General features: G+C 41.5%; 14 protein-coding genes. 5 read left to right on the top strand and 9 right to left on the bottom strand.

Annotation, left to right across the window (positions count from 1 at the left end; all coding sequences use genetic code 11):
- Nucleotides 1-163: 163 nt before the first annotated feature.
- The 3 genes from NOS7107_RS12380 to NOS7107_RS12370 all read right to left on the bottom strand — a co-directional run bounded on the left by NOS7107_RS12380 (nucleotide 164) and on the right by NOS7107_RS12370 (nucleotide 1,313).
- The gene (locus tag NOS7107_RS12380) at nucleotides 164-436 is read right to left on the bottom strand and encodes a hypothetical protein (RefSeq protein ID WP_015113320.1); all 273 of its coding nucleotides are present in this window, start codon (nucleotides 434-436) and stop codon (nucleotides 164-166) included.
- A complete protein-coding gene (locus tag NOS7107_RS12375; RefSeq protein ID WP_015113319.1) occupies nucleotides 417-662 on the bottom strand; it encodes a hypothetical protein in 246 nt (81 codons plus the stop codon). Before NOS7107_RS12375 ends, NOS7107_RS12380 begins: the two co-directional genes overlap by 20 nt.
- A gap of 198 nt (nucleotides 663-860) precedes the next feature.
- Entirely contained in the window at nucleotides 861-1,313 is a 453-nt protein-coding gene (locus NOS7107_RS12370) for an SRPBCC family protein (RefSeq protein WP_015113318.1), read from the bottom strand.
- A gap of 298 nt (nucleotides 1,314-1,611) precedes the next feature.
- On the opposite strand from NOS7107_RS12370, the gene NOS7107_RS12365 reads away from it, so the two are divergent.
- Nucleotides 1,612-3,258, top strand: a complete 1,647-nt coding sequence (locus NOS7107_RS12365) for a mechanosensitive ion channel (protein WP_015113317.1) — start codon at nucleotides 1,612-1,614, stop codon at nucleotides 3,256-3,258.
- An 80-nt stretch (nucleotides 3,259-3,338) separates the two neighbouring features.
- Here the strand turns inward: NOS7107_RS12365 and NOS7107_RS12360 are convergent, their stop codons facing one another.
- A complete protein-coding gene (locus tag NOS7107_RS12360) occupies nucleotides 3,339-4,310 on the bottom strand; it encodes a DUF1517 domain-containing protein (RefSeq protein ID WP_015113316.1) in 972 nt (323 codons plus the stop codon).
- Nucleotides 4,311-5,590: 1,280 nt separating this feature from the next.
- On the opposite strand from NOS7107_RS12360, the gene NOS7107_RS12355 reads away from it, so the two are divergent.
- A complete protein-coding gene (locus NOS7107_RS12355; protein ID WP_015113314.1) occupies nucleotides 5,591-6,802 on the top strand; it encodes a glycosyltransferase family 4 protein in 1,212 nt (403 codons plus the stop codon).
- Here the strand turns inward: NOS7107_RS12355 and thiS are convergent.
- Both thiS and NOS7107_RS12345 read right to left on the bottom strand, forming a co-directional pair.
- A complete protein-coding gene (gene thiS, locus NOS7107_RS12350; protein WP_015113313.1) occupies nucleotides 6,799-7,011 on the bottom strand; it encodes a sulfur carrier protein ThiS in 213 nt (70 codons plus the stop codon). The genes NOS7107_RS12355 and thiS overlap by 4 nt on opposite strands.
- Nucleotides 7,012-7,080: 69 nt before the next feature.
- Nucleotides 7,081-8,196: a thiamine phosphate synthase gene (locus tag NOS7107_RS12345; RefSeq protein ID WP_015113312.1), complete on the bottom strand. Its 1,116-nt coding sequence runs from the start codon at nucleotides 8,194-8,196 to the stop codon at nucleotides 7,081-7,083.
- A gap of 276 nt (nucleotides 8,197-8,472) precedes the next feature.
- Here NOS7107_RS12345 and NOS7107_RS12340 point away from each other — a divergent pair, with 276 nt between their 5' ends.
- Nucleotides 8,473-10,332: a DUF1565 domain-containing protein gene (locus NOS7107_RS12340; RefSeq protein WP_015113311.1), complete on the top strand. Its 1,860-nt coding sequence runs from the start codon at nucleotides 8,473-8,475 to the stop codon at nucleotides 10,330-10,332.
- A gap of 70 nt (nucleotides 10,333-10,402) precedes the next feature.
- Here NOS7107_RS12340 and NOS7107_RS12335 read toward each other — a convergent pair whose 3' ends face one another.
- Nucleotides 10,403-11,851 carry a GTP-binding protein gene (locus NOS7107_RS12335; RefSeq protein WP_015113310.1) on the bottom strand — a complete coding sequence of 483 codons (1,449 nt, stop codon included), beginning with the start codon at nucleotides 11,849-11,851 and terminating at the stop codon, nucleotides 10,403-10,405.
- Nucleotides 11,852-12,062: 211 nt separating this feature from the next.
- On the opposite strand from NOS7107_RS12335, the gene tpiA reads away from it, so the two are divergent.
- Nucleotides 12,063-12,788, top strand: a complete 726-nt coding sequence (gene tpiA / locus NOS7107_RS12330; protein WP_015113309.1) for a triose-phosphate isomerase — start codon at nucleotides 12,063-12,065, stop codon at nucleotides 12,786-12,788.
- A 116-nt stretch (nucleotides 12,789-12,904) separates the two neighbouring features.
- Nucleotides 12,905-13,744, top strand: a complete 840-nt coding sequence (gene folP / locus NOS7107_RS12325) for a dihydropteroate synthase (protein ID WP_015113308.1) — start codon at nucleotides 12,905-12,907, stop codon at nucleotides 13,742-13,744.
- Nucleotides 13,745-13,788: 44 nt separating this feature from the next.
- Here folP and NOS7107_RS12320 read toward each other — a convergent pair whose 3' ends face one another.
- Nucleotides 13,789-14,619 (bottom strand): SPFH domain-containing protein, encoded by an 831-nt coding sequence (locus NOS7107_RS12320; RefSeq protein ID WP_015113307.1) that lies wholly within the window; start codon nucleotides 14,617-14,619, stop codon nucleotides 13,789-13,791.
- 211 nt (nucleotides 14,620-14,830) lie between these two features.
- The gene (locus NOS7107_RS12315; RefSeq protein WP_015113306.1) at nucleotides 14,831-16,489 is read right to left on the bottom strand and encodes an alpha/beta hydrolase; all 1,659 of its coding nucleotides are present in this window, start codon (nucleotides 16,487-16,489) and stop codon (nucleotides 14,831-14,833) included.

Genomic DNA, 16,489 nt, shown 5'->3' with positions numbered 1-16,489 from the left:
AACAATGAAGGAGTCAGAATATCTTTTTGACTCCTTTTGATTAGAAGACTATTCACTTTGAGTGAGCAGATTATGATTACAAGAACTATTTAGGATTCAAAAATCACCTCTCCTCTCACCCCTCTCTGACGCAGAGAGGGGCAAGATTTGGGGATATATAAGTTCAATTATTTTCAAAATTACGCAAAGACCTGAAAACACGTAAATTCTTTCGCTTATTCTGCTTATGACTCGTTAAATAATTATCAGCATAACGAAAAGCTGCCGCACAATCGTAAGCCGCGATCGCTACAGCTTGCAAAAAAACCTGAATGGGAATTTCAAAGCTAGAAATTCTTTCTGTTAGCATTAATAATTCCCCATCTGTTGCAGGTACAGCCGTTTCTTCTGCCCATTCTGGTTCATTAAAAATGTCTTCAATTAGCGCCTTGGACATTTTGCACCTCCCCAAAAGCATAAGAAGCAAAGCCTGCGATGAAATTTAACTGTTCTTCACGAGTTTGCAAGTTAACAGGTAGTTCAGCACTAGGAAATCCTAGTTCATTTAAAATATCCAAACAGTAAGCACTGGTTTGACTGTATGAAGCTTGCTCCCATTTGTGAGCTACTTCTTTTGCCATTTCCAGATTGACTCTAATAAATCTCATCGCAGGGCTAGTCATGAGTTGCACCCTAATAAACTGGATATTGGCAGTTTTGATCGGAACCCCAATTCAGCGTAACCGTGATTTTGCTGAATTTATGAAGATGGTCAATTTGAAGATCAGCGCATTTGCGTAACTAACCGATGAGAGAATACGGTGATGGTGAAGAATAAACAAAGACGTGTAATCGCACCCGTACGTAAATACGGAGAGTATCTACTGACTAATTTGCATTTCTTCCGCAACGCGTTTGAGGCGACGCAGTTGGGCTTGCATATCTTCCCTTGTCCAAGATGCAGCAAAATTGTTAAATCCCCAACTAACTATGAGGTTAGGAATAGCGAACTCAAAGCGATTGACTAAGCGTGTTCCCTTTTCTACTGGTTGACATTCCCAGCGATCGCGTCCTTGAAAAAATCCTTGAAATTCCCAAACAACTAAACCCGGTTGTCTTTCTACCACAATACTTTTCAACGTCGGTTTAACCAGGGGAATTTGAATGATAAAGCGACTTTCACTACCTATATCCGTACTCCAAACCTCACCCATCGGTTCGCAGCGTAGCGCAGGATTCAGCCAGCGAGACATCAGCGCTAAATCTGTAATACAGCGCTCGACAACCGCAGCTGTGGCATTAATTTGAATTGATTGTTCAAAAACTTGGGTCATGCCAATTAGTAATCCTGTTGCTGCCCTTAGATTAACCCAAAATTGATTGTTGTCTGCAAGCTACATTTATGTGACAAAAAACTGTATTCTTAACTCAAGTAAAATCCTAGTGAAAATCCAAAATATTTTTTTATTTGTAACAAATTAGCCTATCTATCAATTGCCTATATATATTTACTGGTAAATTGTTACGCAAAATCCGCGTGAACTTACTAGAGTGTAATTTTGCATCATCAAATCTACTCTACTAAGTTGACAAGTATTTTTAACGAACACATAAGCTAAATTACAAAAAACCATGAACACAACTTGGCCAGGGATATCCCGGTTGATAGACATGGGTTTGTCGATAAAGGGACAGCAATTTTTAGGACAATCGCCAAATTTGCCACTAGATCAACCGAGTGTAAACCAAGGAATTGCGGAACTCCAAGGAATTGGACAACAAGTAATTCTGTATACACCAAGATTGCTAGGGGCAGTTGCAATTTTGTTGGTAGGTATACTGATTGCTGCCAGCATTGCCGCAGTGACGCGTGGGATCTTAAATCGCACGAACATTGATAATCGCATTGCAGCAGGGGTGACAGGACGCAGAGATGTTCCCCAGGTAGAGAAGTTAATCTCTAGTTTGGTCTTTTGGAGCATTATCTTACTAACGGTAGTGGCTGTATTACAAGCACTAGGGCTAGAGGTCGCTTCTCGACCACTCAATAGTTTTCTTGATCAACTGATTGGCTTTTTGCCAAAAGTGGTGGGTGCAGGAATTCTGTTAAGCGTTGCTTGGGTTTTAGCCAGTATTGTCAAAATTGTGACATTGCGGGGATTACAGGCGTTCAAACTAGATGAGCGTTTAAATCAAGACTCGCCTGAAGATAGTATTAGTCTCGATCGCATTTCTTTGAGTGAGACGATCTCTAGTGCTTTATATTGGTTTATCTTTTTACTATTTCTCGCCCCAGTTCTCGATACCCTCGGACTCAGGCAGGCGCTTTTACCAGTACAAGCCTTAATTACCGAAATTCTCTCAATTCTCCCCAATATTTTGGCAGCAATTTTAATTGCGGTATTGGGATGGTTGTTAGCTAATATTGTCCGACGGATTGTGACTAATCTTTTAGTTACAACTGGCGTAGATTATTTAGGTAGTCGGTTTGGGCTGTCCTCAGCAATGGGCGCACAGTCTTTATCGACAATTATCGGTACAATTGTCTATGTTTTAATTTTGATTCCTGTGACGATCGCTGCCCTCAATGCTTTAAAAATTGAGGCGATATCTGTACCAGCAATTACAATGCTGCAACAGATTTTAAATAGTTTGCCTGCTATTTTCACAGCCGCAGCTATCTTAATTATTGCCTTTTTTATCGGGCGCTTTGTGGGAGATTTAGTTACTAGTATTTTGACTAGTTTGGGCTTTAACAATATTTTTGCGGTGCTTGGTTTACCATCACCTGCTAGGCAAGAAGTCTATGCCGAAACACAACCAATAGCAACGCTCCGCACACCCTCAGAAATTGCTGGCATTATTACTTTAGTCGGCATTATGCTATTTGCCACAGTTGCAGCGGTGAATATTTTAAATATTCCTGCCCTGACAACATTGGTAACTGGTATTTTAATTATTTTGGGGCGAATTTTGTCGGGATTAATTGTGTTTGCAGTCGGATTATTTTTGGCAAATCTAGCTTTTAGTTTGATTAGCAGTTCCGGCGATCGCCAAGCTAAAATTTTAGCTCAAGTAGCGAGAATTTCCATTATTACTTTAGTTTCGGCAATGGCATTACAACAAATCGGTGTTGCCAGCGATATTGTCAATTTAGCATTTGGTTTATTGCTAGGTGCGATCGCAGTGGCTATTGCTTTGGCTTTTGGTCTAGGCGGCCGCGATATTGCCCGCGAACAAGTTAAAGAGTGGTTGGATTCTTTTAAAAGTAAAAGCTAAATTCACCAATTGAAAAACCCGCTTACAGGTATGGATTTACCATCTTGGGCGGGTTTTTAAATGCCATTATTGAAATTCTGTTACACCAGCATCAAATCAGGATACTCTGCTAACAAATCATCGGAAGATAAGGTATCACCTTCAGCTTGAGGTGTCCACAAAACTTCAATTGCTAACAGTTGCTCACCTGGAATACTCCCAATTTGCCGCAACACTTGACGCAAGCTTTCTGTGGAGTTAATAGCTGGAGTTTCTAATTTACCTAAAGTTGCCGCCAACAAGGTAACAATAATATATTCTCCAGGGCCTTCGCTAATTAGCTTAGTTGGATTGTCCAGTTCACCACTAGCAGGTAAAGCTTCTTTAGCCAGAGCCGCTTTGAGTTGGTTATTGACGTTAGAAAGGGTTTCTTCGCTAAATTTGCTGCGTTCTGCTAATGCTAAACGGTTGAACTGACTTTCAGCAGAGCTTAACTTCGCTTGTTGTGTACCGCCGCCTGCATATACCCAATATTCTGGATGGCGGAGTAAAGCTAGACTAGTTTCTTGCAGAACTGCGGCTCTACCTTCGGGTGAGTTGGTATCAGCAATTTCCGCAATTTTGTTGAGTTCTGGTTGTAAATCACGGGCTTGAGCTAACAAACCAACTTGCAAACGAGTTACAGAAACATTGGGGTTGCTGTTATAACCAACCTCTTCCGTTCCGTCACTACTATTACGGCGGAAACTTTGGACGAGGAAGTTAGCGATCGCAATAAAAATTAAAATCGAAAATAGACCGCCAAATCCGCCACCAAAACCCCACAAAGGCAGTAGGAAAGGAAAGCCAAATCCACCACCAGGATAGTATCCACCACCACCAGGAGGTGCGTAGGTACGCGGTGTATAGGTACGGCTGCTAGAAGGCATTCTAAAAGAACCGCCGCCAATGCGACCACCACTGCGGGCAGCTAATGCGCCGTCAGCATGACCTAGGGCTAAAGCTAAAACTAGGCTGAGGACAAAGAACGTTTTTAACAGCGGTTTGATGGTTTGTTGTATTTTTTTACGCATAACACAGTCGCTTGAAAAATTTTATTGCTGATATTGCATCCTACGCTGGTAGGATTTTTGCGGTGTGTAGCTGATGCCGGCCCGCGACTAGTAAGCGAGTATTTAATTGGCAGTAGCTTTTTGTAACATCATTAACTGTTGCTACATCTTCAATTTACCGCGACTTATCCCCGGTACACAGCAGACGGAGGGGGGATTTCTGTAGTAGATTACCGTACCTTGGAACTTATACTAGATAGTAGGAGCTTTGGGATCAATTAATAATTACCGTCAAATCAAGCCACAGGCGAACGGTAGGATTGTCATGCTCAAGTTAAAACAAACTACTGATTTCAAGAACATCGAGACTGCTGTATCTATAGTTTTGATTGAAAAATTCTGTGGCATTATGGCTCATTATCAGCCATAATTTCAGCTAAACTATCATAATATAAAGATTTTTCCGATTTTCTGTAGCTTCTGAGGGGCAATTTTTTTAGCTATTGCCTGAATAGAAATTGTCTAAATAGAGTCAATTGTTACCAAAATATATAATTAACAAACACTTCACACAAATAACAAACCAATCCCTACTTTTCATGTTTTAAAATATTTTTTAAGGCTTGTTAATACATTCACTCAAAACAAACAAAATTGAGAATAATGTTTCTCAGAATCTGGAACTGGAGAGTGGTAATTTTGAATTGCAATATCTTGTATCAGTCTAATTTAATTAAAGTTTGTAAAAACAACTTTGACAAAAATTATAGCTATTTAACGTTGCTGGCAATCCAAATTTTGAATTTAGCTCAACGATAAATCAGCAAAAATTAGGTTACAGAATACCAAACTTCCAAAGTACAAACTGCTACAAGTAGATTACGGTGCGCTTTTTACAATCTCGGTTAGATAAAATATCCTTAAAGGGACAGTTAGACACATAACCCATAATTTGCTCAATGGCAAGATAGAAATAAATTGAGATTCCACATATAGTGGAAATAACAATCAGCTTAAGCAGAATTATCAAAGCAAATTTTTTACCAAAACAACTTAGAGTAGTGGTTCTTACCTTGTTCAACTTCAATAAGTTATTGGTGAATATAACTACTGTTGAGTAATTAATAATTTTGCTGGGATATTCACAATGAAGATAAATTTAGCTGACATTAACATTAAAAAGCAAGAGCGCTCACGAGTTGGTAAATATCATCGATTAGAACTAACTTACGAGCGACACTTTTACTTAACTTTAGTATGCAAGATTACACACTTTTTTACTTAAAGTTACAAAAGTTAATATGGAACATATTTCTCAACTCACAACAAACATTAGAGAAAAAGCATCATGTCCCGATATTTTAGTTATATCGCGTTTATTCTTACCGAAAGAAGAGGTTATTAGTGAATATATATATAACCGTTGTCTGCAAGATCCCGAACGGATTATTGTTTTAACTGCTAGTTGTGCAGGTGATAAAAAATTTGATGAGACTCAACAGTTTCCTATTTATCGCTGGCCAAGCTTTCAATACTGGCTAGAGGGGTTTTGGGGAAATCTCCTCAAGCCTTTGATGAATCTAGTTGGGTCATTTTTCTTAGCAATTAAACTCTATTTTCGCTATCACTATCGCTATATAGAATGGGGACATAGCTATGAATTTCCGGCATTATTATTATTGAGTTATCTGTTGCCTATTCGCTTTTTTATTTATTTGCATGGTCATGATATTCGTCCTGTAATAGGAAATCCAGTCTGGCGATCGCTCTTTAAATTAACACTGTCACGCGCCACAGGCATTGTTTGTAACAGCACCTTTACCAGAGATTACATCAGAAACGCTTTCCGCCTGCAAACCCCTACCCATGTAATTCATCCTGTGGTTAGACCTGAGAAATTTAGTGTCGGGACAAACCATAGTAATCTTGATGATTTACGCGTGAAAGTGCGTCAAACTTACAACATTCCCGAAACAGCAATTGTGATTCTTTCGGTTGGACAACTGGTCAAACATAAAAGCTTTGAACAGGTAATTGAGAATCTACCATTATTGCTGACTATTGGGATAGACGTTCACTACATACTCTGTGGTCAAGGTGCTTGTGAGTTACAACTGAAAACTCTAGCGCAACGTTTGCGCGTAGACAAACGGGTACACTTTGCTGGCCAAGTACCTGAGAGTGAGTTAGCAAGTTACTATGCGGCTTGTGATATCTTTGCCATGCTGACTTTGGATAATGCCAAAACGAGATTTATGGATGGTTTTGGTGTGACATATCTAGAAGCCAGTTACTTTGGTAAGCCTGTTATTGCTTCGCGTTTAGGTTCGGTGATTGAATTAGTGAGTCACGAAGAGAATGGTCTGTTAGTGAACCCTAAATCTGGCTATGAAGTTTTTCAAGCCTTTAAACGCTTGTGTCAAGACCAGCAATTGCGCGAACAGCTTGGTCGCAAGGGTAAAGAATTTGCGAGGCGCAAAACTCTTCACCGGATGCTTTATCAAGAAAATTAACCACCGCCGACAATGGTGACAACTTCCAAGCGATCGCCTGGCTGTACGATAGTATGTGACCAAAATTGACGATGCAAAATTTCCCCGTTATATTCCACCGCCACTAAGCGCGGGTTGAAACCCAATTGCTGCAATAAATCAGGTAACAACGATGGAGAGGAACAAACGCGGGTTTCTCCATTTACCTGAAGGGTAATTTGCTCGGACATAAAATCAAGTATGAAGTATGAAGTATTATCTGATTGACTCTTAGTGACTATTGACTGTTGACTCAGCACTTAATTTTGAATACTTTCTTGTTGTGGTTTGACGCGATTTAGCTGAGATAGCAAGTATTGGGTAACTAAAGTTGGCTGTTCTGCTTGCATAAGAGATCGCACCACCGCCACCCTTTCGGCTCCCGCATCAATGACATCATTGATATTATTGGCATCAATACCGCCGATGGCAAACCAAGGTATAGGACTATTTTGAGCAGCGTACCGGACATATTCTAAGCCGGCTGCGGCCTTACCTGCTTTTGTGGGAGTTTCATAAATCGGGCCGACACCGATATAATCTGCACCTTCGGTAATGGCTTTTTGCATTTCTTCAGAATTAGTGGTGGAACGACCAATTATCTTTTGTGGCCCCAATAATTGCCGCGCCATAGCAATTGGCATATCTTGTTGTCCCAGATGTACCCCATCGGCATCTACGGCTAAAGCTAAGTCTACGCGATCGTTCATAATAAACAAAGCACCGTAAGCATGACATAACTGCCGTAGTTTAGTCGCATTTTCTAGCCGTACAGTATCATCGGTATTTTTATCCCGGTACTGCAATAAAGTCAATCCGCCTTTGAGTGCAGATTCTACCGTGGCTAACAAAGTATCTGATGGGGATGTGACTAAATATAAATGCGATCGCCATAATAATTGATGGCGCTGATAACCCATCAAATTGCTTTCTAGGGTGTAAACCCGATAGCGCATCTGCTTAAAAGCTTTGCCCATGTTCGCGCTATGCAGCTTACCGTATTCTTCTAATACTCGCAGTGCTTCTTGGACACGGCAAAAGTTAGCTTGTAATAACGACTTAATCCCAGAACGTTGTTCTTCTTGCGGATGGGACAATTCAGTACCGATATCTCCGACTGTATCTCGCGCCGCCCGGATTTCCGCCGTATGCCATTTAGCTAACTCTTGTCGCAGGTATTTGCATTCCCCGGCTAACTGGATATTGTTCAAACCAAAACGACACCACTCTTCGATGATGCGTAAGCCTTCACGAGTGCGGTCTAAATTAGCATCTAATATGCGGTAAACAACTTGCTGTATTTGCTCTTTTTGGCTATACGGCTCGACCATTACCACAACTCCATTAGTGCTTTCATAATAGTCAGCCTCTTTCATATATGCAATATTTTTAGCATCGTTAATTTATTAAGCAAGAGGTATGAAGAAAAGGAAAGTATGAAGTGTGAAGTATGAAGGATGTGTACACCCCTTGGGTAAGCTTCCCAGAGGGTAATTTCATTTTTCAGCCTTTACCTTTCACCTTTGACAATCTCTTCATTAATTACTTTGTCTTCAAAATAGCCAATCGGTCAATATTGTGGGTAACATTATCGACATAATACTGTCTAAGGGTATAAGACTTTATTGTTATTTTTCAGGAGTATTGTAAAAATGGCTTCCCTCAATGTGTCTGGTCAACATCGTAGACTAGCTCTTAAGCGAGTAACCCTTGATCAACCGTATCCATCTCTGGATTTAGCTATACCCATAGCTTTTGGTTACTTATTTATGCTTTGTATGCTTGGTATGGGATTGGCAGGCTTAACTTTGCTGGCAATCAACAGTAGCGCTGTTGCTCAGATGCCATCTATACCAGATCAGATGCCCCTTGGTGAAAGAACACTCTCTCAGGTTAATGTCCTGTTTGTCAACCCAAGTATCGGGGATGACACTACAGGTAATGGGAGCGATCGCACTCCTTTCAAAACTATTACCCAAGCTCTGCGTGTTGCTACAGGGAATACAGTAATTATGCTGGCTCCTGGTAATTACAGTGCCGAAGCTGGAGAAATGTTTCCCTTAATACTGCGTCCTGGCGTTTCCATTCAAGGTGATGCAAGTAATAAAGGCAGTGGAGTTACCATTCAAGGTGGTGGCGTTTACCTCAGTCGTAGTTATGGTGGGCAGAATGTGACGATTGTGGGTGCAAACCAAGCCGAGTTAACTGGGGTGACAGTCACTAATGCTAATCCCCGCGGTTATGGTGTGTGGATTGAGTCCAGTAATCCTGTAATTTCGGAAAATACATTTACCGGAAATACCCAAGATGGTGTAGCTGTTAATGGTAATGGCGCACCGACAATTAGTAAAAATTATTTTTATCGCAATGGAGCCAACGGTATTACCCTCAGTGGTAGTTCTCAGGCTAAGGTACAGGAAAATATTTTTCAAGAAACAGGTTATGGGGTAAATATCACCCAAAATGCCGCACCTGTAGTTATGGGTAATCAAATTCAGAAGAATCGTTCGGGAATTTTAGTCCAAGGAAAGGCGCGTCCCATTGTTCGCAATAATTTAATTGCTGATAGTCAAGAAGATGGTTTAGTGGCGATCGCTCAAGCGATGCCCGACTTAGGTACTATTACAGAAGCTGGCGGTAACGAATTTCGCAACAATACTCGCTATGATATTAACGCTAGTGCTGCCAAAGAAGCGATCGCAGCCACAGGCAATACTTTAATTGACAACCGTATCGCCGGTAAAGTAAATTTTAACGCTCAAACTGCTGCTATTACTGATAACCCTCAACCAACTCCACCAAACACAGTCATCTCAGCAATTCCGACTACTCAAGAAATTATTTTTTCTGCAACCGAAGTTCCTCCAGCACCGAATCCTGTCGCCACATTACCGACAAAACCCATTACGCCCAAAAAATCTCTACACCAACAATTAACTCCTCCCTCTGGCGGTTTCCCCATTCCCAGTAGCTTAGTCGAAAAACAACCACCAACCAACACTCAAGTTGCTCCCGCAGATAAAATTACAACCCTACCAGCCCTGCAACCATCATCCCCACAGTTCAATTACGTCCAAATTGAACCTAACACCATTGAATTTACTGCACCCGATTCTATACAAACACCAACTACAACATTACCCAGTCGAGGTCAAGCATCAGCCTTGATTTCTCCAGGTAGTGCAGCCCTTTTACCAGTTCCCAACGGGAATGTTCCCCTTGGGGATACGCGTAACCTGCGAAAAGTACCAGTTGCTCAAACTAATATAACGGCTGACACTCAAAGTTATTTACAGCCTGCCAGCGGCATACGTTACCGCGTCATTGTCGAAGTAGCAAACGAACAAGAACAGGAATTAGTGCGATATGTTGCCCCAGGTGCATTTTCTACCATCTGGCAAGGGCGCAAAGTCATGCAAGCAGGCGTATTTAGCAATCGCACTAACGCTGATGAAATGTTAAAAAATCTCACCAGCAATGGCCTGCGAACTATTATTGAGCCTTTGAATTAAAGTCAATAACTGTAGGGTGGGCGATAAAAGTTAGAGAAGAAAAATTCTATAACTTCTCATCTGTCCCTTGCTATACTTTCAACTTCAATTGCAACTCATCTTTAATGCGGTTGAGAATAGAAGCTTCATCTAGGTTAGCCAAAATTTTACTGATGACTGCTTTCGGCCCTTCCGGCCCCCAAGTTGCACCATTGGCTAAATAAGCTTTAGTAACTTGACCAATGCCGTAAGAAGATACACCCGCTACACCAGCTTGGGTTAATGCAACTGTGACGTAAGGCGCAAGGGTAACGCCTGCTGTAACTGGTGCAGAGATACCAAGCAAGGTTTTTAAGCCACTTAAGCCTAAGTTTGCGAGTAATTCGCTCACACCGATACCGCCCATACTCAAGGCAATCTTTTGCAATAATTTCACAGCACCAGCTTCGGTCATCGGGATGGCGTAGAGTTTGGATAAACCTAAAATTAAAGCAATATCAATCACTATGCTACTCAGTATATCTACTACTGTAACCGGATTGAGGGCGATCGCTAGGGCTTTAGCCATCACAGCTTTCCAAATCAACTGATTGGCGTTCTGTTCCCGAATCAAGAGTTTGCGTTGTACCAGCTGCTCATTGACTGTGTCTGCATACAACATTGAATTAAGGGCGACTAAAGCTTTACCCTCACGCTGCAAAATTTCTAATATTTTCAGCTTCAATTCTTCTACTTGAGCATGACCTGTACGCATCTGTAAGCCTCTACTACCATCAGGGCGAATTACCGCTGTCTTAACCAATGGTGAGGCGGCTGACATGACAATTTCTAAAGGCGTGAGTAATTCCTTGACCCTTTCATCTCGAATTTTTTCATAAATTGCCAGGCGATCGGCTGTGGGATATTGGTCTACTTTATTGAACACCAAAATTATCGGTTTCCCTGCCTCTCTTAACTGAGAAAGGGCTTGGTGTTCGATTTTAGTCATATCTCCCGAAATCACAAACAAAATCAAATCGGCTTGTTTAGCGATTTGTTCTGCCAAAGCTGCACGAGTATCACCATCAACTTCATCCAACCCAGGCGTATCAATAAGTTCTACCTGAGATTGACCAATACTCGGTAAAGTGACTCGCAAAGCTCGTTCATTTGTCCCAATAATTTCTTCGTGAATACTCCAATTAACCCGCTGTGCGGCGCGAGTCACACCGTGTAAAGGGCCAGTTTCAAAGACAGGTTGTCCTACCAAAGCATTCAACAGAGATGATTTACCCCGCCCTACCATACCAAAAGCGGCAATCTGCACAACCATTCGGTCTAACTTTGCCAGCATAATTTCTAAATCAGCCAGTTCTGTTTCTAACCCTGCTTTTTCTCGTGGTGTCAAATCAAGATTAGCTACCAAGTTTCGCAGTGCTGTTTGTGCCTGTTTATAATTCAGTTCTGCTTGAATGTCTTCAAAGCTAAAAATAGCACTATCTAGTTCTTCCTCCCAGTTAGGCGAGTTGCTTTGGTCTGGTTCTGGCAATTTAGAGGGCATGATAATCGGAGATTTTTGATTTACCTCATTTTTATCCTAGTTATTTTTACAGGATATGAGGGAAATTGTTTTCATAGACTGGCACTAATGATCATAAAAATATAACTCACTCCGCGATCGCTCTTTCATCTCTTGATGAGCTTGGAGTGTCATAAAAAGTAGTAGAGTGAAAATTGCATCTATTAGCGTTAGGAATTTGACTACATCACCTGTGCGGAAAATTGTTATTGCCGGTAACTGGAAAATGTTTAAAACCCAGGCAGAGACTCAAGATTTCTTGCGAGGGTTTCTGCCTCATTTAGACGAAATGCCTGAAGAGCGAGAAGTATTATTGTGTCCTCCTTTCACCGATTTAAACATTTTGTCTCAAAGTTTGCATGGTAGCCGTGTACAACTGGGAGCGCAAAATGTTCATTGGGAAGATTCTGGAGCTTACACTGGTGAAATTGCCGCCCAGATGCTCACAGAAATTGGTGTCCGTTATGTAATTGTTGGTCATAGCGAACGACGGCAATTTTTCGGAGAAACAGACGAGACAGTTAATCTGCGTCTGAAAGCTGCTCAAAAACATGGTCTAACCCCAGTTTTGTGTGTAGGGGAAACTAAGCAACAACGTGATGCAGGACAAACAGAATCACTCATTACTACCCAGCTAGACAAAGACCTAGTAAATGTAGATCAAGATAATTTGATAATTGCTTATGAACCAATTTGGGCAATTGGTACTGGTGATACTTGTGAAGCAACAGAAGCTAACCGAGTTATTGGCTTAATTCGCAGTCAGTTAAAAAACACCAATGTTTCGATTCAATACGGCGGCTCAGTCAAGCCCAATAATATTGATGAGATCATGGCTCAACCAGAAATTGACGGCGTGCTTGTGGGAGGAGCCAGTCTAGAACCTGAAAGTTTTGCCCGGATTGTCAACTATCAGTAGTCTTATGTGTAACGCCTTTTCCCTGGCTCTCCCAGGGAATGGGAATAACAGTTTTGGATTTTAGATTTTGGATTGTAAAAGTAGTTAACATACAAGGCCGCTAAAATCAGTTTCCTATGTCCGGTAATTTAATTATTCGCGGGCGTTGTTTTGCATGGGGACAACGCACTTATTTAATGGGTGTGCTGAATGTGACACCTGATAGCTTTAGTGATGGAGGAGATTTTAATAGTACGTCTGCGGCGTTAATGCAGGGACAGGCAATGGTCGCGGCTGGTGCTGACATAATTGATGTGGGTGGACAATCAACGCGACCGGGTGCAGAACAAATTACTCTGGCAGAAGAATTAGAGCGAGTTATCCCCATAGTACAGACGCTACGCTCTAAAATAACAGTGCCAATTTCTGTAGATACAACTAGAGCAGATGTAGCAAAAGCCGCAATCAAAGCTGGAGCAGATATTGTTAATGATATTTCCGGCGGGACATTTGATGCCGAGATGTTGCCGACAGTTGCTAGTTTAAATGTGCCTATAGTGTTGATGCACATTCGTGGAACACCTCAGACAATGCAGCAAATGACAGAGTATGAAGATTTGCTGGGGGAAATGAAAGCTTTTTTAACAAAACAAATTACGGCAGCAACCAAAGCAGGTATTGACCTAGAGAAAATTATTATTGATCCGGGGATTGGTTTTGCTAAGAACCATGAGCAAAATTTACAGCTTTTGCGGAATTTGCGATCGCTCACATCATTAAACTGCCCTATCTTAGTAGGGGTATCGCGCAAAAGTTTTATTGGACGCATTCTCAATCAACCAAATCCCAAAGCACGCGTCTGGGGAACAGCAGCGGCTTGTTGTGCTGCTATTGCCAATGGTGCTGATATTCTGCGAATTCACGATGTCAAAGAAATGCGCGAAGTCTCTTTAGTTGCTGATACATTGTTCAGATAGAGGGATTAGCGGCTAGAGGCTAGAATTTCTTACTCAGCACTTTTTCACCCTTGACCATTCCCATTACCTTCAGTACCTACTGTATCTCCCAACATTTGATCTAATGCTCCTTCTGATAAGCCTTGGTTGAGAAAGACAATTTTAGCATTGGTACTAGCACTAAGTTTTTGATTAGCTTCTACATGTTCTTGAGCTACAAGATACCGCAGAATATCTCGTGTTTCTGGTTTAGCAGTTATCGCTTCAGAAAGAATACGAATTGATTCTTTTGTAGCTTCGGCGCGTTTAATTGCTGCTTGTCTATCGCCTTCAGCTTCTAAAATAACTGCTTGTTTTTTGATCTCAGCAGCTTGTTGTTCCGCCATTGATTTCTGAACACTTTCTGGTGGTGTGATGCTTTGAATATCCACACGGATAATCTTCACACCCCATTTTTTACTTGTCTCATTCACAATCTGCAACAGTGATTGGTTCATTTGATTTCTGGCAGATGTGGTTTCCGACAATGTTCTATCGGCAATGTGGGTACGAAGTTCAACTGTTACTAAGTTAGATAAAGCCACTTGCATATCTTCAACTTTATAAAAGCTGTCTTCCATGCTGGTAATTTGCCAAGTGACAACACCATCCACTTCCAAATAGACGTTATCTTTAGTAATTACTTTCTGAGGCTTAATATCTAAAATCTGCTCTCTGGTGGTATCTTCCATCACAATCTGATCCACGAAAGGCACAATAAAGTTTAAGCCTGGTCTCAGTGTGCGGTGTCTTTGTCCTAAGCGTTCAACTAAGGCCTCATTACCTTCATTAATAATTTTGGCAGATCCGAAGGCATAGCCGACAAGCGCTAAGACTATAGCAATAATTGGCTCCATAGATGCTCCTATGTAGTAATTGGGAGAATTAACTGTTAAGGATATGGTAATTGTCCTACCTTTTAGTCTAATCTCTGGAGTTTGTGCTTTTGGACGCACTCACTCATAAACCCAGCATCTGTAATTTTGCTGTGTTCTAAGTAGACAAGAAAGATGGGCAGAATGCGATCGTTATTAAAGCACCTTGATAACATACTGGCAAGAAATTTACTCACTTCACTGTCAAATCCAACCAAGGTTTGATATTTGTGGGTAAATCGGCATTCAGGCGTAAGGGTATTTCTGGTGTCGATAGAGACTGAGCATAGGCCGCTGTTAAAAATGGTTGATAAGTCTTCGCCTCTGGTGTGAGTTGTTTGACAAAAGCTAAACTGACACCGCAAATTAGCTGGCGCAAAGGTTGGGTTTCTGCACCACGTTTTTCGGGAATTATTTGGGAAGCTTCACCAGTGGAATATGTGGGGTCAAGAATGCTTAAATGAGTCGCACCAATGGCAGTTAACAAATATTTATTACTGCGTAACTGAGTAAAAGGTCTAATTTGGTGAGTTAAGGAAGGAGTTAAAGCATCTTCAGTAGCGGTCAAGATTAACACAGGCTTGTTAATCTGCGAGAGTCCTTGTTTACCAAAAAGTTTACCTGTCAGGGGGTTAAGAGCGATCGCACTTTTAACTCGCTCATCCCGCAACTGGATTTTTTTCTCTTTTAAGGATGTAGCAGCGCATTGCAGCCAATCACCAGGAGAATCAACCACACTCAGAGAAGTTTTGCAAAATTGTCGCACTTCCTCTAAATTGATTTCTCCACCCACCAAAGCTAAAGCGGTATAGCCTCCCAAAGAGTGACCAATCACAGTCACTTTCTCGGTGTTGAGTTTTCCTTGCAGTTGTCCTGGTTGGGTGTTGAGAATTGCCAGTTCGGTGAGTAAAAAACTCACGTCCTTGGGTCGGTCAATAAATTCTTTAGCTGGGAGTAACTTTGATAAATCTCCTTGATTGGCAGTGTTATTAACTGCTACACCATTACTACCAGGATGTTCAATAGCGGCTACGCTGATGCCGTGAGAAGCCAAATGGCGGGCTAAATAGCTGGCAAATCGACGATTAGCACCAAAGCCGTGGGAAATTACTACTAGTGGTGCTGTTGTGTCTGTTGTTTGACTCCAGTAAATATCTACAGGAATACTGCGTTGACGTTGTTTGTCTTGTAAGGTGAGTGTTTGCTGTTGTACTGCTGCTTGGCCAGTAGCGGCAGGGTCGAAACTAGGACGAAAGGGTGTATTCGTATTAACAGCTAAATTTCTGGCGAGGATGCTGCCGAGGGCTTGGTTTTGTAAGTTGTTGGGGTTAAATTCCGTAGCAATTTGTAATATCTGAGTTGCATCTAGGCTAATATTTTCCGTCGGGTAGGCTTTGAGGAAACTCACAACGCTCAAACCATTGACTTGACGCAGACCGATACTCATTGTAGCTTGCAAACTTTCGACTGTACTGCCGGGAATAGCTGCTGTTAAAGAGGTAATTAATTGTTTGCCTTGGGGTAAGAGGGTTAATTCATCCACGAATTTATCGGCAAATTTTGGATCTACTTGCAATCGTCGATTGAGTAAGCCGCGTAATTCGGGAGTAAATAAAGATTCGTAAGCTTGGAGAGTTTTAGACAGTGTTCCAGTTTTAGCAAATTTTTCGATATCCGCGATCGCCACAGATTGCTGAAACGGGCCAAACCGAATAGTCACTGTTTCGGCGGCTAAAGTAGCTGGTATTACTACACCCCAACTTAAAGCCAAACCCAAACTAAATAACAAACCTTGCAAGGATGAACGCTTGCAAGGTTTGTTGCTTGGTTGAAACTGCAAAGAAGCTGCCAT

Origin of the sequence: Nostoc sp. PCC 7107, assembly GCF_000316625.1 — a bacterium.
Taxonomy (GTDB): Bacteria; Cyanobacteriota; Cyanobacteriia; order Cyanobacteriales; family Nostocaceae; genus Nostoc_B.
The sequence above is the reverse complement of the archived record's forward strand: the minus strand, read 5'-3'. Positions and strand labels throughout refer to the sequence as shown.